A 23,200-nucleotide genomic window follows, 5' to 3' on the forward strand; every position below is an offset into this window, starting at 1 on the left:
TGATTTTATTTTTTAGAAGTTGGGTGCCATGAACGAGCGTAAGGTAATGACGGTGTTGAACGGGCAGACGGTCACGCCGCCACCCATATGGCTGATGCGCCAGGCGGGACGCTATCTTCCGGAGTACAGGGAAACTCGGAAGAGTGCCGGAAGTTTCCTTGATCTCTGTTATAATCCGGAGTTGGCGGCAGAGGTTACCCTTCAGCCCATTCGCCGGTTCGGGCTGGATGCCGCCATTCTCTTTTCCGATATTCTTGTCATACCCGACGCGCTTCATCGCAACGTGTCCTTCAGCGAGGGCAAAGGTCCGGCCATGGACCCGATTGACGTAAGCGGCATCGAGAAGCTGGATGCGACGAATGTGATGACGCATCTTGCGCCTGTTTTCGAAACCGTTTCCCGTCTGCGCAAGACGTTGCCGAATGAAACGACGCTTCTGGGCTTTTGCGGCGCGCCCTGGACGGTTGCGACCTATATGATTGCTGGCCACGGAACGCCCGATCAGGCGCCGGCGCGGCTGTTTGGTTATCAGGAACCGGCCGCCATGGAAAAGCTGCTGGCTTTTCTCGCCGATATTTCCGCCGACTATCTGGTGGCGCAGATCGATGCCGGTGCTGATGCGGTGCAGATTTTTGATTCCTGGGCCGGTGTGCTCGGTGAAAAGGAATTCGAGGAATATGCGGTAAAACCGGTTACCCGCATTATCGCATCGGTGCGTGCTCGTCGCCCCTCAGCAAAGATCATCGCTTTCGCCAAGGGTGCCGGTTATCTTCTCAAGGATTATCGCCGTAAAACGGGTGCAGACGCCATCGGACTCGACTGGTCGGTGCCGTTGACCTTCGCACGGGACTTGCAGAAGGAAGGCCCTGTGCAGGGCAATCTGGACCCGATGCTGATGGTGGCGGGCGGCAGGGCTTTGCAGGATGGTATCGATGCGGTGCTGCAGGCGCTTGGACAGGGTCCGCTTATCTTCAATCTAGGCCATGGCATTACCCCTCAGGCCGATCCGGAAAACGTTACCAGACTGGTGCAGCGGGTGCGTGCTGGCGGAGCCGGGGCATGAGCGAGGAGAAACAGACCTCTGCCCGTTCCGGAAACAGGGCAGCCTTGCGGGCCGGTATCGCACTCGGTGTCTTTGCGGTTTTCGTTGCCCTGTTGTTTTACGCCGACCCGGCCGATCTCTATCTCTGGATCAAGGCGCTGCATATCATCGCGGTGATCTCATGGATGGCGGCGATTTTTTATCTGCCGCGGCTCTTCATCTATCATACCGATGCGACTGCCGGTTCGCAGCAATCCGAAACCTTCAAGGTGATGGAGCAGCGATTGATCAAGGTGATCATGAACCCGGCAATGATGATAAGCTGGATATTGGGGCTTTATCTGGCATGGTCGGTTTACGGTTTTTCCGGTGGCTGGCTGCATGCGAAGATCGCGCTGGTCGTGCTTCTAACAGCCACCCATGTTTATTTCACCCGCAGCGCCAAGCGTTTCGCTAGGGATGAAAATACCAGGCCTGCCCGTCACTGGCGGTTGATGAACGAGGTTCCAACGGTTCTGATGATCCTCATTGTCATACTTGTGGTTGTGAAACCCTTTGGTTAAGGGGCTTTGACGATAAATTTCGCGGAATTCGTGCTTTCCTCTTGCAGCGGCCGTATTCAGTCGCTATTTTCAGGCCACTCATCTTCGTGGCATGTGAATTATTCAGTCATCTGCGGCATTTCCCACAGCATCTGATTCGCGAACACGCCCTCCCCCGACATTACATTATTAGACGGTCTTCCCTTCATGGCTGAAATGAAGCTTCAGGAACTTAAGAGCAAATCGCCTACCGACTTGCTGACTTTTGCCGAATCCCTGGAAGTTGAAAATGCGAGCACCATGCGCAAGCAGGAGCTTATGTTCGCAATCCTCAAGGTTCTCGCGAGCCAGGATATCGAAATTCTCGGCGAAGGCGTCGTGGAAGTCCTCCAGGACGGTTTCGGTTTTCTGCGGTCTGCAAACGCAAACTATCTGCCGGGTCCGGACGATATTTATATTTCGCCCTCGCAGATCCGCCGCTTCTCGTTAAAGACAGGCGATACCGTCGAAGGCCCGATCCGTGGTCCCAAGGAAGGCGAACGTTATTTCGCGCTTCTGAAGGTCAACACGATCAACTTCGACGACCCAGAAAAAATCCGTCACAAGGTTCACTTCGACAATTTGACGCCGCTTTATCCGAACGAGCGGTTCAAGATGGAGCTGGAAATTCCGACGTCGAAGGATTTGTCGTCGCGGGTGATTGATCTTGTCGCACCGCTCGGCAAGGGCCAGCGTGGATTGATCGTTGCGCCGCCGCGCACCGGTAAAACGGTTCTGCTGCAGAATATTGCCCATTCTATCACGGCGAACCATCCGGAATGTTATCTGATCGTTCTTCTGATTGACGAACGGCCGGAAGAAGTCACCGACATGCAGCGTTCGGTCAAGGGTGAGGTTGTTTCCTCCACCTTCGACGAACCGGCTGTTCGCCACGTCCAGGTCGCCGAAATCGTCATCGAAAAGGCGAAGCGCCTTGTCGAACACGGTCGTGACGTCGTCATCCTGCTGGATTCCATCACCCGCCTCGGCCGCGCCTACAACACAGTCGTTCCCTCTTCCGGTAAGGTTCTGACCGGTGGTGTGGACGCCAACGCGCTGCAGCGGCCGAAACGTTTCTTCGGTGCCGCACGTAACATCGAAGAGGGTGGCTCGCTGACGATCATCGCAACGGCGTTGATCGATACGGGCAGCCGTATGGACGAAGTGATCTTCGAAGAATTCAAGGGTACGGGCAATTCGGAAATCGTGCTCGACCGCAAGGTCGCCGACAAGCGCATCTTCCCGTCGCTCGACATTCTGAAGTCCGGCACGCGCAAGGAAGACCTGCTGGTGCCGCGTCAGGATCTGCAGAAGATCTTCGTACTTCGTCGAATTCTGGCCCCGATGGGAACGATGGATGCCATCGAATTCCTGATCGACAAGCTGAAGCAGACCAAGTCCAATTCGGACTTCTTCGAATCCATGAATACCTGATCCGGACCTTAGCCGGATTCATCTGAAAACCTTGAAGCCGCGTCCGTTTATTCGGATGCGGCTTGACTGTTTTAAACCGAGGTGAGTGATGCCTGCTTCCGCCGATACGATCTATGCGCTTTCAAGCGGTGCCTTGCCGGCAGGTGTCGCCGTAATCAGGATCAGTGGAGCAAAGGCTTTTATGGCCCTAACGATGCTGACAGGTCAGGAACCCCCTCCACCAAGACGGGCTGTGCTGCGTTCGATTCGGAATCGAAACAATGAGATTATCGATCAAGCGCTGATCCTCGTTTTTCCGACGCCAAATTCGTTTACGGGTGAGAACTGTGTCGAGATGCACAGCCATGGCAGCCGGGCAGTTCTGGCCTCGATTTTCGCCGAGCTGGAAAATCTGGAGGGGTTCCGCCCTGCCGATGCTGGTGAATTTTCCCGTCGTGCTTTTGAAAATGGCAAGATGGACCTTCTCGAAGTTGAAGGGCTGGCCGACCTGCTGCAGGCGGAAACGGAAATGCAGCGCCGCCTGGCGGTCGAACAGAGCACAGGTAAGCTGTCCGCACTCTATGATGGCTGGGCAGCTAGATTAACGCGGGCCCGCGCATTGATCGAGGCGGAGCTGGACTTCGCCGATGAAGAAGACGTACCGGACTCGGTTGCAACACAGGTCTGGGAGGCAATGTCGCAGTTGCGCCAGGAGATATCTGATCATCTTCGCCAGGGCGACGGTGAAATCATCCGTGATGGGTTTAAGGTCGCTCTGGTTGGCGAGCCTAACGCCGGCAAATCTACTCTTCTTAATGCTCTGAGTGGCCGGGATGTTGCGATCGTCACCAATATAGCTGGCACGACGCGGGACGTTCTGAGCGTTGATATCAATCTGGATGGCTATCTTGTTCGGATATTCGATACCGCAGGCATTCGGGATACTGAGGACGCGGTCGAACAGGAGGGTGTTCGACGGGCCAAGTTGACAGCCGAAAATGCCGATCTCATTCTGTTGCTTCAGGACAATGATTCGTTTCCGAAACAATCCCCGATTTCGTTCGCTAACACACGGCGTCTTCATCTACGTACGAAGTCAGCTCTTTCTTCAGATTCTCCCGAAGCCGTATTTGATCTCTCCATCTCTGCCAAGGAGGGACACGGCCTGGACGAATTGCGATCGATGATCATTCAGGAGATCAATAACCGGGTTGGAGCCGGCCAGACGTTGGTTCCCGCCCGTGCCCGTCACAAAAAACGGCTTGAAGAGACGCTGAACTATGTTAGTGATGCGCTGGAATCCGAAGCCATGGACCTCGCGATCAGGTCAGAATATTTACGGCTCGCGGCGACATCGCTTGGACGCATCACCGGTCGCGTCGATGTGGAAGATTTGCTCGGCGTAATCTTCTCGGAATTCTGCATAGGAAAATGATTCACGTGAAACATTGGCTACTGCGGTGGCTATGTGGGTGATTTAGGATAAGGCGCAGGGATATGCACCAGTCATTTGATGTCATTATTATCGGAGGCGGGCACGCCGGCAGCGAAGCCGCCGCTGCCGCCGCGCGACATGGTGCAAAAACCGCCCTCATCACTCATAAGCGCGAAACGATCGGGGTGATGTCCTGCAACCCCGCAATCGGCGGACTTGGCAAAGGGCATCTGGTTCGTGAGATTGATGCGCTGGACGGGTTGATGGGCAGGGTCGCTGATGCTGCTGGTATTCAGTTCCGTATGCTCAATCGCAAAAAGGGTCCCGCCGTTCGCGGACCTCGGACGCAGGCGGACAGGCGGCTTTATCGCGAAGCGATGCAGCGCGAAATCGACGCGATTGAAAATTTGACGATTATTGAGGGTGACGCCTTTGATATCGAAATGGTTGGTGATCGTGTTGCAGCTGTCATTATGGCGGATGGTAGCCGGATTCCGTGTGGGGCCGTTGTTCTGACAAGCGGGACTTTCTTGCGGGGCCTTATTCATATCGGTTCCGAAAAGATTCCTGCCGGCCGTGTCGGCGAAAAGCCGTCATTGGGTCTTTCCGAGACACTTTCTCGTCTTGGCCTAGTTATGGGGCGGTTGAAAACGGGCACGCCTGCGCGGCTCGACGGTCGTACCGTTGACTGGGGTGCCGTAGATCGGCAGGGAGCGGATGAAGAACCGGTACCCTTCTCCTTTATGACAGATCACATTCTCAACCCGCAGATCGAATGCGGCGTAACCCGCACGACGCCGGCCGGGCATAAGATTATCCAGGACAATATTCATCTGTCGGCGATGTATTCCGGTCAAATTGAAGGTGTTGGCCCACGTTATTGTCCTTCGATCGAGGATAAGATCACCCGTTTTGGGGAGCGGGACGGCCACCAGATATTTCTGGAACCAGAAGGTCTCGACGACCACACCATCTATCCGAATGGTATCTCGACCTCCCTTCCCGCCTTCGTGCAGGAGCAATTTATCCGTACCATACCTGGGCTCGAACAGGTCACTATTCTTCAACCCGGTTATGCCATCGAATATGATTATGTCGATCCACGAGAGCTCAAGCCTTCGCTGGAATGCCGTAAAATTCCAGGCCTGTTCCTGGCCGGACAGATCAATGGCACTACGGGTTATGAAGAAGCGGGTGCGCAGGGTCTCGTCGCAGGATTGAACGCTTCGCTATATGCGAGCAATACCGATCCACTCTATTTCAGCCGAACGGAATCCTATATCGGCGTCATGATCGATGATCTGACGTCTAAGGGCGTGAGCGAACCCTATCGCATGTTTACGTCGCGGGCCGAATATCGGCTTTCCCTAAGGGTAGATAATGCCGATTTGCGGCTTACGCCAACTGGCCAAAGGGCTGGCATTATCGGTTCTGAGCGCGAAAAGCGCTTTGAAGCATTTATTGCTGACCTGGAATCGGCTCGTGAACTGATGAAGGCACTTTCCATAAGCCCTTCGCAGGCGGCTAAGCAGGGATTAAAACTCAATCAGGATGGGCAGCGCCGTTCCGTTTATGAACTACTCGCCTATCCCGATATAACACTGGATGTTTTGACGCCGCATTGGCCGGAACTGGAATCGCTTCGGGGCAAGGTTGCAGAAGTTCTGGAAATCGAAGCGAGCTATGCGGTTTATATGCAGCGGCAGAGCGCGGACATTGTTGATATCAAGCGCGATGAAGATAGAAAGATTCCGGATGATTTCGATTTCCAAAGTCTCTCAGGCCTTTCCAATGAACTGAAACAAAAGTTGGAAAAGGCCCGTCCCGAGAACATTGCGCAGGCTGCGCGTGTTGACGGTATGACACCGGCTGCGATATCGCTGCTGCTTGCGCTTCTGCGGAAAAATTCTGCGGGGCAAGGCGAAAAATTGCGCATGCACCAATAGCGAGTCGGATTATGAAGATAAACGGCCAGAGTGTTTCACGTGAAACACATGAGAGGCTCGAGCACTTTGTCGAGCTTTTTAAGAAGTGGAATAGAACCACAAATCTGGTCGCGCCCTCCACTCTCACGGAGCTCTGGAGTAGGCATGTGGCCGACAGCGCCCAGATATTCCAGATGTCTCCCACCCCACAGAAATGGGTCGATTTAGGCAGCGGCGGCGGCTTTCCCGGCGTTATTACGGCTATTTTTCTGGCCGAACTCGGTGACGGTTGGGTTGATCTGGTTGAAAGCAACAATAAAAAAGCCGCGTTTTTGCGGATTGCGCTGAAGGAAACCGGAGCAAGAGGCGCAGTTCATCCGGTGAGGATCGAAAGAGCGCCTGAAATCATAAACACTTGCGATGCGGTTTCTGCGCGGGCGCTTGCCGAGCTTGATCTGCTTTTCGATTATATACATCCCTGGGCGCAGAATAATCCAAATCTCAAGGCCTATTTTAATAAAGGCCGGGATTATGATTCCGAAGTGCAGAAAGCGCATGGTCGCTGGCAGTTTGATCTGGTAAAACATCAGAGTGCCATTGAGGCAGATTCTGTTGTTCTTGAAATCAGCAGCCTCGCTTTGAGGCGCTGACAAGCTGGCCAGGTGCGGTATGACTGAAAAAAACCGGATTATCGCAGTTGCAAACCAGAAGGGCGGCGTTGGAAAAACAACGACTGCCATTAATCTCGCAACGGCACTGGCGGCTATTGGTGAGCGCGTATTGATCATTGATCTGGATCCGCAGGGCAATGCCAGCACAGGACTTGGGATTGACCGCAAGGAGCGCAAGCTTTCCTCCTACGATCTTCTGGTGGGCGATCATACCATCGGTGAAGTTGCTGTTCCGACGGCAGTTCCAAATCTTGACATCGTGCCGTCGACCATGGATTTGCTCGGTTTCGAGATGCAGGTTGCCAATGTTTCCAACCGGGTGTTTCTGTTGCGCGCGGCCATGGAAACGCAAGAGGCAAGAGATTATTCCTATATTCTCGTCGATTGCCCGCCCTCGTTCAATCTTCTGACCATGAATGCCATGACGGCCGCCCACTCGGTGCTGGTGCCACTGCAGTGCGAGTTCTTTGCTCTCGAAGGTCTTAGCCAGCTGCTGGATACCGTCAGTCAAATCCGCGGTTCGGTTAATCCGCAGCTTGATATACAGGGTATCGTTCTGACGATGTTCGACGCGCGGAACAATCTTGCGCAGCAGGTTGTCACTGACGTGCGTACCCATTTGGGAGAAAAGGTTTACCACACGCTCATTCCGCGTAATGTTCGTGTCTCCGAAGCGCCGTCTTATGGTAAACCGGCAATTCTTTATGATCTGAAATGCGCCGGCAGCCAGGCCTATCTGCAGCTGGCGTCGGAAGTGATTCAGAGAGAGCGGCTGCGCAAAGCCGCCTGACGTCTGCCGGAATGTATGGAGTAATATCTTATGAGTGATGATCTTTCCAAGCGTCGACTCGGGCGTGGTCTTGCTGCATTGATCGGCGAAATGGATCAGCCGATGCCAGTGGGCGAGCCGCAGCGCGCCGTCAATGCCGACCGTACCATTCCGATTGAATTCATCGCTCGCAGTCAAAGAAACCCAAGACGCCATTTCGATGAGAACGAGCTGCAGGATCTGGCCGCATCCATTCGCCAGCATGGAATTGTTCAGCCTGTGGTCGTGCGGACGGTTGGTGTCAACCGTTACGAGATTATCGCCGGTGAACGACGTTGGCGCGCGGCGCAGCTGGCTGGCTTTACCGATGTGCCTGCTATCGTCCGCGATGTGGATGACCGCACTGCACTTGAGCTGGCCATCGTCGAAAACGTGCAGCGTTCAGACCTGAACCCGCTTGAAGAGGCGATGGGTTATGAACAGCTAATCGCCGAGCACGGCTATACCCAGAATGATCTCGGTGAGATTATTGGCAAGAGCCGCAGCCATGTTGCAAACAGCCTCCGGCTTTTAAAGCTTCCCGATCCGGTGCGTGATATGCTCGCGGATGGCTCGCTCTCCGCAGGTCATGCGCGGGCGCTTGTTTCTACATCCGATCCGGCAAATCTGGCGCGGACGATCGTTTCCAAGGGATTGTCGGTGCGTGACGCCGAGCGTCTGGCGCAAAACGATATTAAATCACAGGGTGACGTTGCGGAGAAGCGACCAGCGGCTGAGAAGGATTCTGATACTGTCGCGTTGGAACGCAGCCTGTCTGATGCTCTGGGGCTGGATGTAAAGATCAACCACAAGGGCGGTTCGGGGCAAATCCGTATCGGATACCGCACACTCGAACAGCTGGAAGCGGTCTGCCGACTTCTGGAGCAGAAATAGTCAAGTATTTGTTTTTGTTGATAAATACCCGCTTTCGGCGGGTATTTTCATTTTGGGACGGTTCAAAAGTCGATAGCCCGGCCCTTTATTTCATAATCACCGAAACGAACAGGTTCGGCACCACCGCGGCCGCCCGTTTCCGGCGGCAATTGAAGGTCCGCCTGTTGCCCGCGTCGCTTTTCCGCCTCTTTCAAGGCACGTTCCGCTGCCGGCGATAGCCGCCTCGGCGTTTCCGCGCCGTTGTCATTATCCGCATCTTGCATCAGAAATCCTCCCTATAACGGGATATTGAAATATGTTTGGCGTTTACCAGATTATATAATCGAGCGGGGTTTATAAACCCTGCAATAGTCCTGATGAGCGACAAGGAGAATATAACGGATGAACATGATGCGCACGGCAATGCTTCTGGCCTTCATGACGGCATTGTTCATGGGTGTCGGTTTTCTGATCGGCGGCAAGGGCGGCATGATGATTGCCCTTCTCATTGCCGCGGGTATGAACCTCTTCTCCTATTGGAATTCGGATAAAATGGTCCTCTCCGCCTATCGCGCGCGGGAGATCGATCAGGCGAATGCGCCCGAATTTTTCCACATGATCCGCGATCTTTCGCACAATGCCGGCCTGCCGATGCCGAAGGTCTATATTTACGACAGTCCGCAGCCTAACGCTTTTGCGACGGGAAGAAACCCGCAGAATGCCGCCGTGGCAGCCTCTACTGGCCTGCTGGAGCGTCTTACCCCGGAAGAAGTGGCCGGTGTCATGGCGCATGAGCTGGCGCATGTGCAAAACCGCGATACATTGACCATGACGATCACCGCCACGATCGCGGGTGCCATTTCCATGCTTGGTAATTTCGCCTTCTTCTTCGGCGGGAACCGGGAGAACAATAATAATCCGCTCGGTTTTATCGGCGTGCTGGTTGCGATGATCGTTGCGCCGCTTGCCGCGATGCTGGTGCAGATGGCGATCAGCCGAACGCGGGAATATTCTGCGGACCGGCGCGGCGCGGAAATCTGCGGCAATCCGCTGTGGCTTGCCTCGGCGTTGCAGAAAATCTCCGGCATGGCGCAGCAGATTCACAATGACGATGCCGAGCGAAACCCGGCAACGGCGCATATGTTCATCATCAATCCCCTCTCTGGCGAACGTATGGACAATCTCTTTTCCACACATCCGAATACGGAAAACCGCGTAGCAGCGCTGCATGCAATGGCGCAGGAGTTTTCCCCGCGAGCATCGACGCCGCCGCCATCGGGTGATAGACCTCTGCGCAAATCAGGCTCCGTTCCCAATACGGGACGAAGCAACGAAAACGAGCGCAAGGGACCGTGGTCTTGACATCCGATATTCAGAATAAGCCGGCACGGTCTAAAAAACCGAGGTCCGCACAAGGCGGGGGCCGTGAAGACGGCCCTTCTTCTTTCGAGGATAAGCCCGGTCTTGCCACGCGCATCGCCGCGACCCGTATTCTCGCTGCCGTTCTGGAAAAGAAGACTTCGCTTGATGGCATGCTGGATAGTGAAAACGGCAATCCTGTCTATCGGGCGCTTTCCATTGCGGACCGGGCGCTGGTGAGAGCCATCGTCAATAGTGCGCTTCGCCACCTTCCCCGCATTGAAGCGGCATTGTCGATGCTGCTTGACGGGCCGTTGCCGCAGGGTGCGCGATCTCTGCACCATGTGCTTGTCGTCGGCGCGGCGCAAATGCTTTATCTCGATGTCCCCGATCATTCCGCCGTCGATCTAGCTGTTGAACAGGCACATCGTGACCCACGTAACAAGCGTTTCGTGAAACTGGTCAATGCCGTTCTCAGACGACTTGGCCGGGAGAAAGCAGAAATCGAACAGGCTATCGCTGCTGTGCCGGTGTTGCCGGACTGGTTCTATGCCCGTCTCGTGTCGGCTTACGGCGATGAAGTTGCAAAGCGGATTTCCGAAGCGCAGCTGACACCGGCCTCCATCGATCTCACAGTCAAGGCCGATCCGGCCCTGTGGGCGGAGAAGCTGGGAGGTACGGTTTTGCCGAATGGCAGCGTGCGTCTTGGAGACTTCGAAGGTCAGATACCCTCGCTTGAAGGCTTTACCGAGGGCGCCTGGTGGGTGCAGGATCTTGCCGCCAGCATGCCGGTGCGACTGCTGGGAGACATCTCCGGCAAACGTGTCGCCGATCTCTGCGCGGCTCCGGGCGGAAAGACGGCGCAGCTTGCGCTGGCGGGTGCAAAAGTGACAGCGCTGGACCAGTCCGGCAATCGTCTGCGACGTCTCAGGGAAAATCTCGACCGGCTTGGCCTCCATGCCGAAACGGTGGAGGTGAACATGTTGAAGTACCAGCCGGAGCAGCTCTTTGACGCTGTTCTCCTGGATGCGCCCTGTTCGTCAACCGGTACGCTGCGCAAACATCCCGATGTCTGCTGGACCAAGGATGAAACGGACATTGCCAAACTTGCGGCTCTTCAGGGCCAGATGTTGCGGCATGCGCTGACATTGGTGGGTTCTGGCGGTGTGGTGGTGTTCTCCAACTGCTCGCTCGATCCTTCGGAAGGCGAAGAGATGATTGCGCAGGTTCTGGCGGAAAATCCATGTGTGGAGCGTATTGCCGTTCGCAAGGAAGATTGGCCGGGAATGGAAACGGCAGTCAGTCCCGAGGGTGATCTGCGCACGACGCCGGATATGTTCGGCGGTGTCGACGGGTTTTTTAGCAGTGTCTTGCGTAAGAAGTAGAAAAAAGCGAAGCTTTCGCGAATCATTGATATTTATCGATAATGTTCCGGTCATCACGGTTCACTGATAAAAACAAAACATGTGAAGCGGGAAACACAGCTTGTCAGGGTCCTTTGCAGGCAGCATGAATGCGGCCGGTCTTCTTTCACGGATGGCGTATCGTCATCTGTGTGTCGGCCTTACACCTTTGCGCCTGCATGTCTCGCGGTTTGCCAATCGTGTTCCCGATGGTCTGGTAGCGGCGCCGACGGATCTGAGGGCAATCGATCCCTATTTTGCCGAGGAATTGCTGCGTGGGCGCATCGCGCTTGCCGGTCGTGTCGTGGAAACCGGCGGCCTGTCGCCTTTTCAGGTGGATTATCCCTCGCTGGTTTTTGAGGAGCGGCTGCACGCCTTCGGCTGGTTGCGGCATATCCGTTCCGACAGGTCGAGCGAAGCCTGCAAGCGGGCGCGTCGCATTGTTGCCGAATGGATTGCCCTGAACGGCAGACGCGTTACCGGGATAGGCTGGTCTCCGGAGATCGCGGCGCAGCGGCTGATTGCCTGGCTGTCCCATTCCCCCGTCGTTTTATTCGAGGCCGATGCTGGTTTTTATCGCCGGTTCCTCAAAAGCCTCGCCTTTCATGTGCGTTATCTCGACAGGATTGTTAAACACGCACCGGATGGCGAGACGCGGCTGCGGATCAGGATCGCGCTTGCCATGGCCTCCATCGCCATGCCGACACGCCTTTCGCGTATCACTCGGCATGGAATAAAGCTGGCTCAGGAAATGGAACGCCAGATTCTGCCCGATGGCGGGCATGTGTCCCGCAACCCGCGGGTCATGCTTGATCTGCTGCTCGATCTTCTGCCGCTTCGGCAAAGTTATATCAATCTTGGCCACGATCTGCCCTCCGGGCTGGTGCCGGCGATAGATCGGATGTTTCCGGCAATCCGCTTTTTCAGGCATCAGGGTGGCGACCTCGCACTGTTCAACGGCGCGACGGCGACGCTTGCCAACGAGCTTGTCTCCGTGCTGCGTTATGATGAAACCGCTGGTCGGCCTTCGAAAATGCTGCCGGATGTGAATTACCATCGGCTTGCGACAGATGAGACCGTCATCATTGTGGATACGGGGTATCCCGGTTCGGCGGAGCTTTCGCGTAGTGCCCATTCGGGTTGCCTGTCCTTTGAGATGTCCTGCGGCAAGAACCGGTTCATCATCAATTCTGGCTTTCCGAAAAATGCAGCACCGGAATATCAGCGGGCCAGCCGGTCAACGGCCGCCCATTCCACCGTCACGCTTGCCGATACCTCCTCGTGCAGATTGTCACGCTCCAGGCTGCTTGGCCCGATCATGATCTCCGGCGTCAGCCAGGTGGATAGTGAGCGTGGAACGGACGGAAATGGCAGCGATGTTCTCTGGGCATCACATGATGGATATTTGCAGAACTTCGGCTGCTATCACGAGCGAGAAATCGAACTGAATGCGGCCGGCACGAAGATAAAAGGGCGTGACCTGTTACGAGCTGACGAGAATGTGGCGAAGACGCCATTGCAATCGATCTCGGCGGTTTCACGCTTCCACATCCATCCCCATATTCAGCTGCATCGGCGGGATGAGGAATCGGTTTATCTGGAAGCGACGGATGGGACCACCTGGCTGTTTTCAGCGCCGGGGCTGGAGGTTTTCGTGACCGAAGATGTGTTCATGGCTGATGCCTCCGGCATGCGGCCTTCGCAACAAATCGAGTTGCCTTTCAATCTCGCCAATACGCGGGAAATCCGCTGGATCATCGAACGCAAGGCCTGAGCCGCATCTCGCCCCCGCAATCCGGGCGATTTCGGGCGAAAACTGCCCATAGTTTTCACCCTCCGTCATCCGTGCTGTTTATTAATCCGGTAAGCTGTGTTAACGCGGCGGCAATTGCTGGATCAATTCCATTTCAGCCTGTCCTCCCCGTTAAACGGAGTATGCCCGATGGCCGTCGTGTCCAAAAAAATTCCCGCCCCCGATAAAGTCAAAATCCGCACGGCGCTTCTTTCCGTGTCCGACAAGACTGACATCATCGAGCTGGCGACGGTCCTCTCCAAGCTTGGTGTCCGGCTGCTTTCCACCGGTGGAACGGCGAAGGCCATTGCCGATGCGGGGCTGCCGGTGACGGATGTTTCCGAAGTGACCAATTTTCCCGAGATCATGGACGGTCGGGTCAAGACCCTGCATCCGAATGTGCATGGTGGGCTTCTGGCGATCCGGGATGATGCAGACCATGTAGAGGCGATGAAGGCACATGGCATTGAGGCGATCGATCTCTCGGTGATCAATCTTTATCCTTTTGAGGAAGTTCGCGCCAAGGGCGGCGATTATCCTACGACGGTCGAAAACATCGATATTGGCGGGCCGGCGATGATCCGCGCTTCCGCCAAGAACCATGCCTATGTCACCGTCGTTACCGATCCCTCCGACTATCCTTCCCTGGTCGAAGCCCTGCAGGCGGATGACGGGCAGACTTCCTATGGGCTGCGCCAGCGCTTTGCCGCCAAGGCCTATGCCCGCACGGCCGCCTATGACGCCGTGATTTCCAACTGGTTCGCTGAAGCGCTTTCGATAGAGACGCCGGATTACCGCGCCATCGGCGGAATGCTGAAGGAAAAGATGCGTTATGGCGAGAACCCGCATCAGAGCGCCGGTTTTTACCTGACCGGCGAAAAGCGTCCCGGCGTCGCAACCGCAACGTTGCTTCAGGGCAAGCAGCTTTCCTACAATAATATCAATGATACGGATGCGGCTTACGAGCTGGTGGCGGAATTCCTGCCGGAAAATGCACCAGCAGTCGCCATTATCAAGCATGCCAACCCCTGTGGCGTTGCGACCGGCCCGACACTTGCCGAAGCTTACCGGCGGGCGTTGGCCTGCGATTCCGTTTCGGCTTTTGGCGGCGTCATTGCCTTGAACCAAACGCTTGATGCGGAGACGGCGGAAGAGATCGTCAAGCTCTTCACCGAAGTCATCATTGCGCCTGACGTCACCGAAGAAGCCAAGTCCATCATTGCCCGCAAGCCGAACCTGCGTCTGCTGACCGCTGGCGGTCTACCGGACCCGCGCGCAGCCGGCATTACCGCGAAGACTGTTTCCGGCGGTCTGCTGGTGCAGAGCCGTGACAATGGCATGGTTGAGGATCTGGACCTCAAGGTTGTCACCAAGCGTGCGCCGACGGCGCAGGAGCTTGAGGACATGAAGTTCGCCTTCAAGATCGCCAAGCATGTGAAATCAAATGCCGTGATCTATGCCAAGGATGGACAGACGGTTGGTATCGGTGCCGGCCAGATGAGCCGGGTGGATTCCGCCCGCATCGCCGCCCAGAAGGCGGAAGATGCGGCCGAGGCGCTCGGCCTTACTGAGCCGCTGACGCGCGGCTCTGCCGTTGCTTCTGAAGCCTTTTACCCCTTCGCCGATGGTTTGCTTGCTGCGATTGCTGCGGGCGCTACCGCTGTCATCCAGCCGGGCGGCTCCATGCGTGATCAGGAAGTGATCGACGCTGCAAACGAGCATAATGTGACGATGGTGTTCACGGGCATGCGTCACTTCCGCCATTAAGGCGCGGACCTATAATCATGAATAGTTAAGGCCCGGAAAGTGATTTCCGGGCCTTTTGTTTCACGTGGGACAATTTTGGCCTTTGTTCAGGTCACCGCCCCGACCTGCCACGGCACGAATTCGTTGTCGCCGTAGTCGTAAATTTCGCTCACCGTCTTGTCGCCGGAAGCCACGGCCAGAATATGTTCGAAAATTCGTTTGCCGGATTCTTCGATAGTTTCTGTACCGGTAACAATCTCACCGCAGTTGATATCCATGTCTTCCTTCATGTGTTCATACATTTCGGAATTGGTGGCGATCTTGATGCAGGGTGACGGCTTGAAACCGGAAACCGAGCCGCGGCCGGTGGTGAAACAGATGACGTTGCAGCCGCCGGCGACCTGGCCAGTGACGGCAACGGGATCGTAGCCGGGCGTATCCATGAAAACGAAACCTTGCTCTGTGACGGTCTCGGCGAATTCGTAAACGGCCTTCAGCGGCATGGAGCCGCCCTTGGCGACTGCACCCAGTGATTTCTCCAGAATAGTGGTCAGCCCACCGAGCTTGTTGCCATGGGAGGGGTTGTTGTTGAGTTCATCGCCATTGCGGGCGGTGTAATCCCGCCACCAGTCGATGCGCTGCAACAGCTTTTCGGCGACCGCCGGGGTAACGGCACGCTTCGTCAGCAGGTGCTCCGCGCCGTAAATCTCCGGTGTTTCGGAAAGAACCGTCGTGCCGCCATTGCGGACGATGAGGTCGGATGCATAACCCAAGGCTGGGTTCGCGGAGATGCCGGAGTAGCCATCCGAACCGCCGCATTCCAGCGCCACCTTCAGCTTCGAAAGCGGTTGCTCGGTGCGGCGGGCGGCATTGACCATTGGTAGCATAGCCTTGATTTCGGCAATCGCCGCATCGATTGTCTTGCGCGTGCCGCCGTGCTGCTGGATCGTCATGGTGCGCAGCCGCTCGCCCTCTTCCATCTTGTAATGTTCGAGGATAGGGGCGATCTGGTTGGTTTCGCAGCCGAGGCCGATCAGCAGAATACCGCCGAAATTGGGATGGCGGGCATAACCCTGAATGGTGCGGATCAGAAGGCGATAGCCTTCAGATTTGGTATTCAGAGCGCAGCCCCCGCCGTGCGTCAGCGCTACGACACCATCGACATTGTCGAAACCGTCAAGTCCGCCCTGCTTGTTGAAGTAGTCGGCGATATAACGCGACACCGTGGCGGAACAGTTCACCGATGCGATGACGCCGATATAGTTGCGTGTTCCCACGCCGCCGAGACCACGATCATAACCCATGAAGGTGCGGCGCTCGGTTTCCGGCACCATGCCCTTTTCTTCGATATCGACACTGAACTGATGTGTATGTTCGGAGGGCACCATTGCGAGATTGTGCAGATGCACGTGTCGACCCGGTTCGATATCCTGAGTGGCGATACCGATCACCTGGCCGTATTTCAGTACCTCGTCTCCGGATTTGATGTATTTCAGGGCCACTTTGTGCCCGCGCCCGATCAGCTCACGAGCCGTCAGATCGCCCCTGCCCGTCGCACCACCGGCCGGAATGGACCGGCGCGCCACCGCAACATTGTCGTTGGCGTTCAGCAAAATGGTTGCCTCGGAATTCTCACTCACGGGTTTTCCTCCTCCCGGTATATTGCCTGCTATGTTTTTAACTCAGCTTTCGACCCAGCGCCGCTTGGAGCCTTCCAGATGGATATGAATGGCCGCCTGCGCCAATAGCGGATCCTTGAGTTCGAGAGCTGCCAGAATGGCTTCGTGCTCCTGAAGCGCATGGGTCCAGGTATCCCGATCCTCGAATTTGACCCGCAACTGGGCTGAAATGGGGCTGTGTCGTTCGTCGAAAAGATTTGCCACCAGCCGTGTGAGGACGCTGTTGCCGGATTGTTCGGCAATGGTGACGTGAAACAGCCGATCCTGATCCAGCGGTTTGCGTCCGGCCTCGATTTCCTTCTGCATGGTATTCAGGATTTGGCGAAGGCTTGAGATCGTTTCATCTGTCATGCGGCTTGCCGCCAGCACGATGGTTGCGCCTTCCAGGGCGGCGCGCGCCTGCATCAGTTCAGAGGGGCTGTCGCCCAGCGATTTGGTGTGATGGGTAGTCTGGAGAGCCTCTGTCGATACATAGACACCGGAACCCATACGAATTTCGACAGTGTTGTCGATTTCAAGCGCAATCAGCGCCTCTCGCAACGAGGGTCTCGATACACCGAGCTTCTGCGCCAGCTCCCTTTCGGCCGGAAGCCGTGTTCCGGGCAGAAATTCACCGAGATCAATGAGTTCACGTATCTGGTCCGCTATCTGCTGATAGAGCCGGCGTGGTTCCGCTATTTTGGCCTGACCATTCATGTGTTTTTCGATAAGCCCTGTCTGCAATCTCTATTTGGCCTTACCGTAACGCCAAGCGTATCAATACGCAAGAAATTACTTAAATATAAGAATTTACAGCATTATATCTGTTTTCTATAGGTTGTCATTGCGTTCCTCTCAAAACCGTATTTCAAATTTTGGCCTAATTGGCTTGACCATTCAAAAAAACCGGCCTAACCATTTGGCCTGTTGAAGGCACCCCGGTGGAGCGGGGAACACGGGTGGGAGGTTTCCAGATGCCGCAGGGCGCATCGACAATTCGGGGCGATTTTTCGCCTGAGGAGACGGGCGCGGAGCGTTCGGCCCTCCTGCGTCTTGAAAACATCAGCAAGGAATTTCCGGGCGTCAAGGCGCTGTCGAATGTGCATTTCGATCTGCGCAGCGGTGAAGTGCATGCTGTCTGCGGCGAGAATGGCGCAGGAAAATCGACACTGATGAAAATCATCAGCGGCGTCTACCAGCCGAGTGATGGCACGATCCTGCACAAGGGCGTGAAGGTGCAATATGCATCGCCGCTGGAGTCCGAAGCTGCAGGCATCGCTATTATCCATCAGGAACTCAACCTCGTTCCTCATCTCTCCGTTGCCGAAAACATCTATCTTGCCCGCGAGCCGCGCCGTGGCTTTCTCGTAGACCGCAAAAAGCTGCGCCTCGATGCCAAACGCTGTCTTGATCGGCTGGGAGTCGATATCGACCCCGATCAGATTGTGCGTGGCCTCTCGGTCGCCCAATGTCAGATGGTGGAGATCGCCAAGGCGCTCTCTCTTGACGCTGAAGTGCTCATCATGGACGAGCCAACCTCCTCGCTGACCGAGCAGGAAACGCGGCTGCTGTTTAAGGTCATTCGCGATCTCAAGGCATCCGGTGTCGGCATTGTCTATATTTCTCATCGTCTTGATGAAATGGCCGAGATCGTCGATCGCGTGACGGTTCTGCGCGACGGGCGTTATATTTCTACCGACGATTTCGCTTCGATCACCGTTGACGATATCGTCACGCGCATGGTCGGGCGCTCACTGGAAGACAAGTTCCCGGAGCGCACATCGAATCCCTCCGAAGATATCATCTTCTCTGCCGAGGGATTGACGCGCGCGGGCGTGTTTCAGGATGTCTCCTTCTCACTGCGGCGCGGCGAAATTCTCGGTTTTGCCGGGCTGATGGGGGCTGGGCGCACCGAGGTGGCGCGTGCGATCTTCGGAGCCGATGCCCTCGATAGCGGAAAAATCATCTTTGAGAGCCGCGAGCTTTCCATTCGCTCACCGCAGGACGCCATCAGGGAAGGCATTGCCTATCTGTCGGAAGATAGAAAGAGCGATGGTCTGGCCATCAAGATGTCCGTTGCTGCAAACACAACTCTTGCCAATATCGGCGAGGTTTCCAATCGTTTCGGGCTGATCGATTTCAAGAAGCACGACGATGTCGCCAGACGTTACGTCGACCTTCTGAATATTCGCACACCTTCCATCCAGCAGACGGTGCGGCTGCTCTCGGGTGGTAATCAGCAGAAAATCATCATCGGCAAATGGTTGTTCCGGCAGTCGCGTGTGCTGTTCTTCGATGAGCCGACGCGCGGCATCGATGTCGGTGCGAAATTCGCGATCTACAAGATCATGGACGAACTGGCTGCGAAGGGCATCGGCGTTGTTCTCATCAGTTCAGAGCTGCCGGAAATTCTCGGGCTGACGGATCGCATCGCCGTTTTCCACCAGGGCCGGATCACGGGCGTGCTTGAGACCGCCAAGACCAATCAGGAAGAAATCATGCGGTATGCGTCCGGTTACGGCCGGGCCGCGCAGTGAGGAACGACATGGCCAATATTGCAGAACCAAAGAAGAGCTTCGCTTTCAGCGACCGCCAAAAGGACATCATCCAGAAATTTGCGGCGCTTGGCAGCCTCGTTGCGCTTGTAGCGGTCTTCTCCGCAACCAGCAGCGCTTTCTTCACCGTTAATAATGGCATGACGATCGCATTGCAGGTCACGTCCATCGCGCTGCTGGGTATCGGCGCAACCTGCGTCATCATCACCGGCGGTATCGATCTTTCCGTTGGCTCAGTGCTTGCGCTCGCCGGCGTCGTTGCAGCCCTTGCGGTGAAAGAACTTGGCATGCCGGTGCCGATCGGCATGTTTCTCGGCATTCTGACGGGGTCGCTTTGCGGCTTCATCAACGGCCTGCTTGTCACACGCTTTAAGCTGCCGCCCTTTATCGCCACACTTGGCATGATGCTGATCGCCCGCGGCGTGGCCCTGCAGATCACCGGTGCGCGTGCTGTTTCTGGCCTCGGCGAATCCTTCGGCGAACTCGGCAATGGCGCTCTCTTCCGCATCGTCAATATCGGTGACGACGGCTTCCCGAACGTGGTGTTTCCGGGCATCCCCTACCCTGTCATCCTGATGGTGGTGATTGCGCTTGCGGTTTCCTTCATGCTCAACCGCTCGATCCTCGGCCGTCATATCTATGCCGTCGGTTCCAATGCGGATGCGGCGCGCCTGTCTGGCGTGAACGTCGCCCGCGTTACCAATTTCACCTACATTCTGTCCGGCACGCTCGCTGGACTGACGGGCTGCGTGCTGATGTCGCGCCTCGTCACCGCCCAGCCGAATGAAGGCGTGATGTATGAGCTGGATGCGATTGCCAGTGCCGTCATTGGCGGCACATCGCTGATCGGGGGCGTTGGTACCATTTCCGGCACAGCCATCGGCGCCTTCGTCATCGGTATCCTGCGCAACGGTCTCAATATGAACGGCGTCTCCGCCTTCACGCAACAGATCATCATCGGCCTCGTCATTCTGGTCACCGTCTGGATCGACCAGTTGCGCAACCGCCGCTGATCAAGGGCCTGCGGACCCTTTCCGCAAAAAAGATCGGCAAGGGGAGGCCCGGTATGCCGACATCACGGAGGAAGAAATGAACAAACTTGCGACCGCCCTTCTGACATCCGCAATCGCGCTGTGGAGCGTTTCCACCGTGCAGGCCGGCGAAATCGCCGTCATTGTCAAGACCGTCAACTCCACTTTCTGGCAGAACGTCCAGAAGGGCGCCGATGCGGCGATGAAGAACTCTTCCGGCAACACCATGACTTTCCAGGGTCCGGCTGCCGAATCCGCGATCGCCGACCAGGTCAACATGGTTGAAAACGCCATCAACCGTAAGGTCGCAGGCATTGTTCTTGCCCCTTCCGATCCGGATGCACTGGTTCCGGCCGTCAAGAAGGCCTGGGAAGCCCGTATTCCCGTGGTTCTGATCGACTCGCAGCTGGCCAGCGGCTCGGAGCAATATTACCAGTCGTTCCTCGCGACCGATAACAAGAAAGCCGGCGAACTGGCAGCGCAGGCGCTGATCGACAAGGTGGGCAAGGAAGGCAAGATTGCCGTCATGTCATACGTCGCCGGCGCCGGTTCGGAAATCGGCCGCGTTGGCGGTTTCACCGATTACATCCAGATGAATTCCAACCTTAAGATTGTCGGTCCTTTCTATTCGCAGTCGCAGATGGCGACCGCGCTGAACCAGACCACCGACGTTCTGGCCGCGAATTCCGATCTGAAGGGCATCTTCGGCGCCAATGAGCCGACGGCAATCGGCGTTGGCCGTGCGCTCGCCCAGACCGGTAAGGCCGGCAAGGTCATCGGCATCGGCTTCGACGGCAATCAGGACCTTCAGGGCTTCGTCAAGGACGGCACGCTGGCCGGCATCGTCGTTCAGGGTTCCTACCAGATGGGTGAAAAGGGTGTGGAAACCATCACCAAGCTCATCAACAAGGAAAAGGTTGAGAAGTTCGTCGACACTGGCGTCGTTGTCGTCACTAAGGACAACGTTGAAAAGCCGGAAGCCAAGAACGTTCTGTACTAATGCATGACGGCGCGCCGCTTTACGGCGGCGCGCCTTTTCAAAGAAAAACCCGGAAAGTCCCTGCGATGAAAGTCTCCGATACACGCAAATTGCCGCGCCGCGCCGTTGACGTCACGGTCATGGGCCTCGGCTGCGCCCAGATGGGCAATCTCTACCGCGTTACGCCCTATGAAGAGTCCAAAGGTGCGTTCGATACGGCATGGGAAAGCGGCATGCGTTATTTCGATACCGCGCCCTTTTACGGTTACACGCGATCGGAGCGTCGTCTCGGCACCATGGTAACGGAGCATGAGCGGAGCGATTATACACTCAGCACCAAGGTCGGTCGTGTGATGGTTCCGGATGAAACCGTCGGCCCGGAAGAGGACGCCTATATCGCGCCGTTGCCGTTCCGCCCGACTTATGATTATTCCTATGACGGTATCCTGCGTTCCTTCGAGGCTAGCCAGCAGCGGCTGGGTGTTCTGAAGCCGGATATTCTTTATGTGCATGATATCGGCTCCTTCACCCATGGCGAAAAGCACCAGCATTACTGGGAGCAGCTGACCACTGGCGGCGGCTTCCGGGCGCTTGGCAAACTGCGTGAAGAAGGGTCGACCGGAGCTGTTGGCCTTGGCGTCAACGAATGGCAGATCGTCAGCGACGCCATGGATGTCTTCGATATCGACGTCGCCATGCTTGCCGGTCGTTATACGCTCCTGGAACAGCAGAGCCTTGCCTTCATGAACCGCTGTGCTGAAAGCGGCGTGGGCATCGTCGTCGCCGGTGCGTTCAATTCGGGCATTCTGGCCGGCAACCGCAAGTTCAACTACGCCGATGCGCCTGCCGATATCCTCACGCGCGTCGATGCGCTGCAGGGCGTGTGCGAGGAACTGGGCGTGTCGTTGCAGGCGGCCGCGCTGCAATTTCCGCTCTCCCATCCGGCTTCGGTCACGGTCGTGTCAGGCGCGCGCAATGCGCAACAGCTTGCCTCCAATATCGAATGGTTCGAACAGCCTATCCCGGATGAATTCTGGTCTGAGCTGCACAGGCGCGGCCTGATTGCCGAAGGTTCGCCCGTACCCGGCGGAAAGGCCTGAGGCCATGTTCATCGACGCCCACCAGCATTTCTGGTTGATGAAGGACCGCGCCGGGCAATGGCCGCCGCCGTCGCTCGCCGCCATCTACCGGGATTTTCTTCCGGCCGATCTGTCGCCGTTATTGGCCGAAGCCGGTGTCTCCGGCACGGTGCTGGTGCAGACGATGGAGACTGCGGCCGACACGGATTTCATGCTGGAGCTGGCGGAAAAGACCGACTTCATCAAGGGCGTGGTCGGCTGGGTGGACATGAAGTCTCCCGATGCGGTGACGGAAATTGCCCGCCGGGCAAAACATCCGGCCTTCAAGGGCGTTCGCCCCATGCTGCAGGGCATGGAAGATATTGCCTGGATCGACGATCAGGCGCTGGATGCCGCCGTGGAAGCGTTGGTGAAACACGGGCTGGTCTTTGATGCGCTGGTGTTGCCGCCCAATCTGCCGCATCTCCTTTCCTTTGCCCGCCGTTATCCGCAATTGCCTGTTGTCATCGATCATGGTGCGAAGCCATTGATCGCCACCGGTCATTATAGCGACTGGCGGAGCGACATTGTGGCTCTGGCCGCTCTTGCCAATGTTCATTGCAAGCTTTCCGGTCTGCTGACCGAGCGCGGCGAGCAGCGGCCGGAAGCGGTGCGGCCTTACGCCGAAACCATTCTGGAGCTGTTCGGTGCCGAACGCGTGATATTCGGCAGCGACTGGCCGGTGTTGCGGCTGGCGGGAGATTATCAGGCCTGGCTGGATTTCTGCCGCGATATCGTGCCGGCAGAGGACCATGCGGCAGTTTTTGGCGGCAACGCCATCCGTTTTTATTCCCTTTCTGACAGGTGATGC

The 23,200-nt window shown here is 56.4% G+C and carries 20 protein-coding genes; 17 read left to right on the plus strand and 3 right to left on the minus strand.

Annotated features, from left to right (window positions below):
- Nucleotides 1-28 precede the first annotated feature (28 nt).
- The 8 genes from hemE to JZX89_RS18380 all read left to right on the plus strand — a co-directional run bounded on the left by hemE (nt 29) and on the right by JZX89_RS18380 (nt 8,769).
- Nucleotides 29-1,063, plus strand: a complete 1,035-nt coding sequence (gene hemE, locus JZX89_RS18345) for a uroporphyrinogen decarboxylase (protein WP_207134956.1) — start codon at nt 29-31, stop codon at nt 1,061-1,063.
- The gene (gene hemJ, locus JZX89_RS18350) at nt 1,060-1,605 is read left to right on the plus strand and encodes a protoporphyrinogen oxidase HemJ (protein WP_207134957.1); all 546 of its coding nucleotides are present in this window, start codon (nt 1,060-1,062) and stop codon (nt 1,603-1,605) included. The genes hemE and hemJ overlap by 4 nt, the downstream gene beginning before the upstream one ends.
- A 186-nt stretch (nt 1,606-1,791) precedes the next feature.
- Nucleotides 1,792-3,057 carry a transcription termination factor Rho gene (gene rho, locus JZX89_RS18355; protein WP_149900356.1) on the plus strand — a complete coding sequence of 422 codons (1,266 nt, stop codon included), beginning with the start codon at nt 1,792-1,794 and terminating at the stop codon, nt 3,055-3,057.
- A gap of 88 nt (nt 3,058-3,145) precedes the next feature.
- Nucleotides 3,146-4,471, plus strand: a complete 1,326-nt coding sequence (gene mnmE / locus JZX89_RS18360; RefSeq protein WP_207134958.1) for a tRNA uridine-5-carboxymethylaminomethyl(34) synthesis GTPase MnmE — start codon at nt 3,146-3,148, stop codon at nt 4,469-4,471.
- Nucleotides 4,472-4,533: 62 nt separating this feature from the next.
- A complete protein-coding gene (mnmG, locus tag JZX89_RS18365; protein ID WP_207134959.1) occupies nt 4,534-6,417 on the plus strand; it encodes a tRNA uridine-5-carboxymethylaminomethyl(34) synthesis enzyme MnmG in 1,884 nt (627 codons plus the stop codon).
- An 11-nt stretch (nt 6,418-6,428) separates the two neighbouring features.
- On the plus strand, nt 6,429-7,046 hold the full coding sequence (rsmG, locus tag JZX89_RS18370; protein WP_153515413.1) for a 16S rRNA (guanine(527)-N(7))-methyltransferase RsmG: 618 nt from the start codon (nt 6,429-6,431) through the stop codon (nt 7,044-7,046).
- Between the two features lie 19 nt (nt 7,047-7,065).
- Nucleotides 7,066-7,857, plus strand: a complete 792-nt coding sequence (locus tag JZX89_RS18375) for a ParA family protein (RefSeq protein ID WP_153515414.1) — start codon at nt 7,066-7,068, stop codon at nt 7,855-7,857.
- A gap of 30 nt (nt 7,858-7,887) precedes the next feature.
- Nucleotides 7,888-8,769: a ParB/RepB/Spo0J family partition protein gene (locus JZX89_RS18380; RefSeq protein WP_207134960.1), complete on the plus strand. Its 882-nt coding sequence runs from the start codon at nt 7,888-7,890 to the stop codon at nt 8,767-8,769.
- A gap of 62 nt (nt 8,770-8,831) precedes the next feature.
- Here the strand turns inward: JZX89_RS18380 and JZX89_RS18385 are convergent, their stop codons facing one another.
- Nucleotides 8,832-9,032, minus strand: a complete 201-nt coding sequence (locus JZX89_RS18385) for a DUF1674 domain-containing protein (protein ID WP_207134961.1) — start codon at nt 9,030-9,032, stop codon at nt 8,832-8,834.
- 118 nt (nt 9,033-9,150) lie between these two features.
- Between JZX89_RS18385 and htpX the strand changes: the two genes are divergently transcribed.
- The 4 genes from htpX to purH all read left to right on the plus strand — a co-directional run bounded on the left by htpX (nt 9,151) and on the right by purH (nt 15,069).
- Entirely contained in the window at nt 9,151-10,110 is a 960-nt protein-coding gene (gene htpX / locus JZX89_RS18390; protein ID WP_149900362.1) for a zinc metalloprotease HtpX, read from the plus strand.
- Complete coding sequence (locus JZX89_RS18395) at nt 10,107-11,492, plus strand: RsmB/NOP family class I SAM-dependent RNA methyltransferase (protein WP_207134962.1); 1,386 nt, start codon at nt 10,107-10,109, stop codon at nt 11,490-11,492. Before htpX ends, JZX89_RS18395 begins: the two co-directional genes overlap by 4 nt.
- 124 nt (nt 11,493-11,616) lie before the next feature.
- Nucleotides 11,617-13,284: a heparinase II/III family protein gene (locus tag JZX89_RS18400; RefSeq protein WP_207135045.1), complete on the plus strand. Its 1,668-nt coding sequence runs from the start codon at nt 11,617-11,619 to the stop codon at nt 13,282-13,284.
- A 168-nt stretch (nt 13,285-13,452) separates the two neighbouring features.
- Nucleotides 13,453-15,069: a bifunctional phosphoribosylaminoimidazolecarboxamide formyltransferase/IMP cyclohydrolase gene (gene purH / locus JZX89_RS18405; RefSeq protein ID WP_207134963.1), complete on the plus strand. Its 1,617-nt coding sequence runs from the start codon at nt 13,453-13,455 to the stop codon at nt 15,067-15,069.
- Between the two features lie 86 nt (nt 15,070-15,155).
- On the opposite strand, the gene JZX89_RS18410 is transcribed toward purH, so the two are convergent.
- The gene (locus JZX89_RS18410) at nt 15,156-16,688 is read right to left on the minus strand and encodes a UxaA family hydrolase (RefSeq protein ID WP_149900365.1); all 1,533 of its coding nucleotides are present in this window, start codon (nt 16,686-16,688) and stop codon (nt 15,156-15,158) included.
- A 42-nt stretch (nt 16,689-16,730) separates the two neighbouring features.
- Nucleotides 16,731-17,423 carry a FadR/GntR family transcriptional regulator gene (locus tag JZX89_RS18415; RefSeq protein WP_153515419.1) on the minus strand — a complete coding sequence of 231 codons (693 nt, stop codon included), beginning with the start codon at nt 17,421-17,423 and terminating at the stop codon, nt 16,731-16,733.
- 257 nt (nt 17,424-17,680) lie between these two features.
- On the opposite strand from JZX89_RS18415, the gene JZX89_RS18420 reads away from it, so the two are divergent.
- From JZX89_RS18420 to JZX89_RS18440, 5 genes are all read left to right on the plus strand, one after another.
- Entirely contained in the window at nt 17,681-19,243 is a 1,563-nt protein-coding gene (locus JZX89_RS18420; RefSeq protein WP_207134964.1) for a sugar ABC transporter ATP-binding protein, read from the plus strand.
- Between the two features lie 8 nt (nt 19,244-19,251).
- Complete coding sequence (locus JZX89_RS18425; protein WP_149900368.1) at nt 19,252-20,274, plus strand: ABC transporter permease; 1,023 nt, start codon at nt 19,252-19,254, stop codon at nt 20,272-20,274.
- Nucleotides 20,275-20,350: 76 nt separating this feature from the next.
- A complete protein-coding gene (locus tag JZX89_RS18430; protein ID WP_153515421.1) occupies nt 20,351-21,292 on the plus strand; it encodes an ABC transporter substrate-binding protein in 942 nt (313 codons plus the stop codon).
- A gap of 65 nt (nt 21,293-21,357) precedes the next feature.
- A complete protein-coding gene (locus JZX89_RS18435; RefSeq protein WP_153515422.1) occupies nt 21,358-22,371 on the plus strand; it encodes an aldo/keto reductase in 1,014 nt (337 codons plus the stop codon).
- A 4-nt stretch (nt 22,372-22,375) separates the two neighbouring features.
- Nucleotides 22,376-23,197 (plus strand): amidohydrolase family protein, encoded by an 822-nt coding sequence (locus JZX89_RS18440; protein ID WP_207134965.1) that lies wholly within the window; start codon nt 22,376-22,378, stop codon nt 23,195-23,197.
- The last annotated feature ends 3 nt before the right edge of the window (nt 23,198-23,200 follow it).

This window comes from Agrobacterium burrii (genome assembly GCF_017313405.1).
Lineage (GTDB): Bacteria > Pseudomonadota > Alphaproteobacteria > Rhizobiales > Rhizobiaceae > Agrobacterium > Agrobacterium burrii.

Coding starts and splice junctions, on each gene's coding strand:
- hemE (WP_207134956.1), top strand. CDS start 29: ATGAACGAGCGTAAGGTAATGACGGTGTTGAACGGGCAGACGGTCACG.
- hemJ (WP_207134957.1), top strand. CDS start 1,060: ATGAGCGAGGAGAAACAGACCTCTGCCCGTTCCGGAAACAGGGCAGCC.
- rho (WP_149900356.1), top strand. CDS start 1,792: ATGGCTGAAATGAAGCTTCAGGAACTTAAGAGCAAATCGCCTACCGAC.
- mnmE (WP_207134958.1), top strand. CDS start 3,146: ATGCCTGCTTCCGCCGATACGATCTATGCGCTTTCAAGCGGTGCCTTG.
- mnmG (WP_207134959.1), top strand. CDS start 4,534: ATGCACCAGTCATTTGATGTCATTATTATCGGAGGCGGGCACGCCGGC.
- rsmG (WP_153515413.1), top strand. CDS start 6,429: ATGAAGATAAACGGCCAGAGTGTTTCACGTGAAACACATGAGAGGCTC.
- JZX89_RS18375 (WP_153515414.1), top strand. CDS start 7,066: ATGACTGAAAAAAACCGGATTATCGCAGTTGCAAACCAGAAGGGCGGC.
- JZX89_RS18380 (WP_207134960.1), top strand. CDS start 7,888: ATGAGTGATGATCTTTCCAAGCGTCGACTCGGGCGTGGTCTTGCTGCA.
- JZX89_RS18385 (WP_207134961.1), bottom strand. CDS start 9,032: ATGCAAGATGCGGATAATGACAACGGCGCGGAAACGCCGAGGCGGCTA.
- htpX (WP_149900362.1), top strand. CDS start 9,151: ATGAACATGATGCGCACGGCAATGCTTCTGGCCTTCATGACGGCATTG.
- JZX89_RS18400 (WP_207135045.1), top strand. CDS start 11,617: ATGAATGCGGCCGGTCTTCTTTCACGGATGGCGTATCGTCATCTGTGT.
- purH (WP_207134963.1), top strand. CDS start 13,453: ATGGCCGTCGTGTCCAAAAAAATTCCCGCCCCCGATAAAGTCAAAATC.
- JZX89_RS18415 (WP_153515419.1), bottom strand. CDS start 17,423: ATGAATGGTCAGGCCAAAATAGCGGAACCACGCCGGCTCTATCAGCAG.
- JZX89_RS18420 (WP_207134964.1), top strand. CDS start 17,681: ATGCCGCAGGGCGCATCGACAATTCGGGGCGATTTTTCGCCTGAGGAG.
- JZX89_RS18425 (WP_149900368.1), top strand. CDS start 19,252: ATGGCCAATATTGCAGAACCAAAGAAGAGCTTCGCTTTCAGCGACCGC.
- JZX89_RS18430 (WP_153515421.1), top strand. CDS start 20,351: ATGAACAAACTTGCGACCGCCCTTCTGACATCCGCAATCGCGCTGTGG.
- JZX89_RS18435 (WP_153515422.1), top strand. CDS start 21,358: ATGAAAGTCTCCGATACACGCAAATTGCCGCGCCGCGCCGTTGACGTC.
- JZX89_RS18440 (WP_207134965.1), top strand. CDS start 22,376: ATGTTCATCGACGCCCACCAGCATTTCTGGTTGATGAAGGACCGCGCC.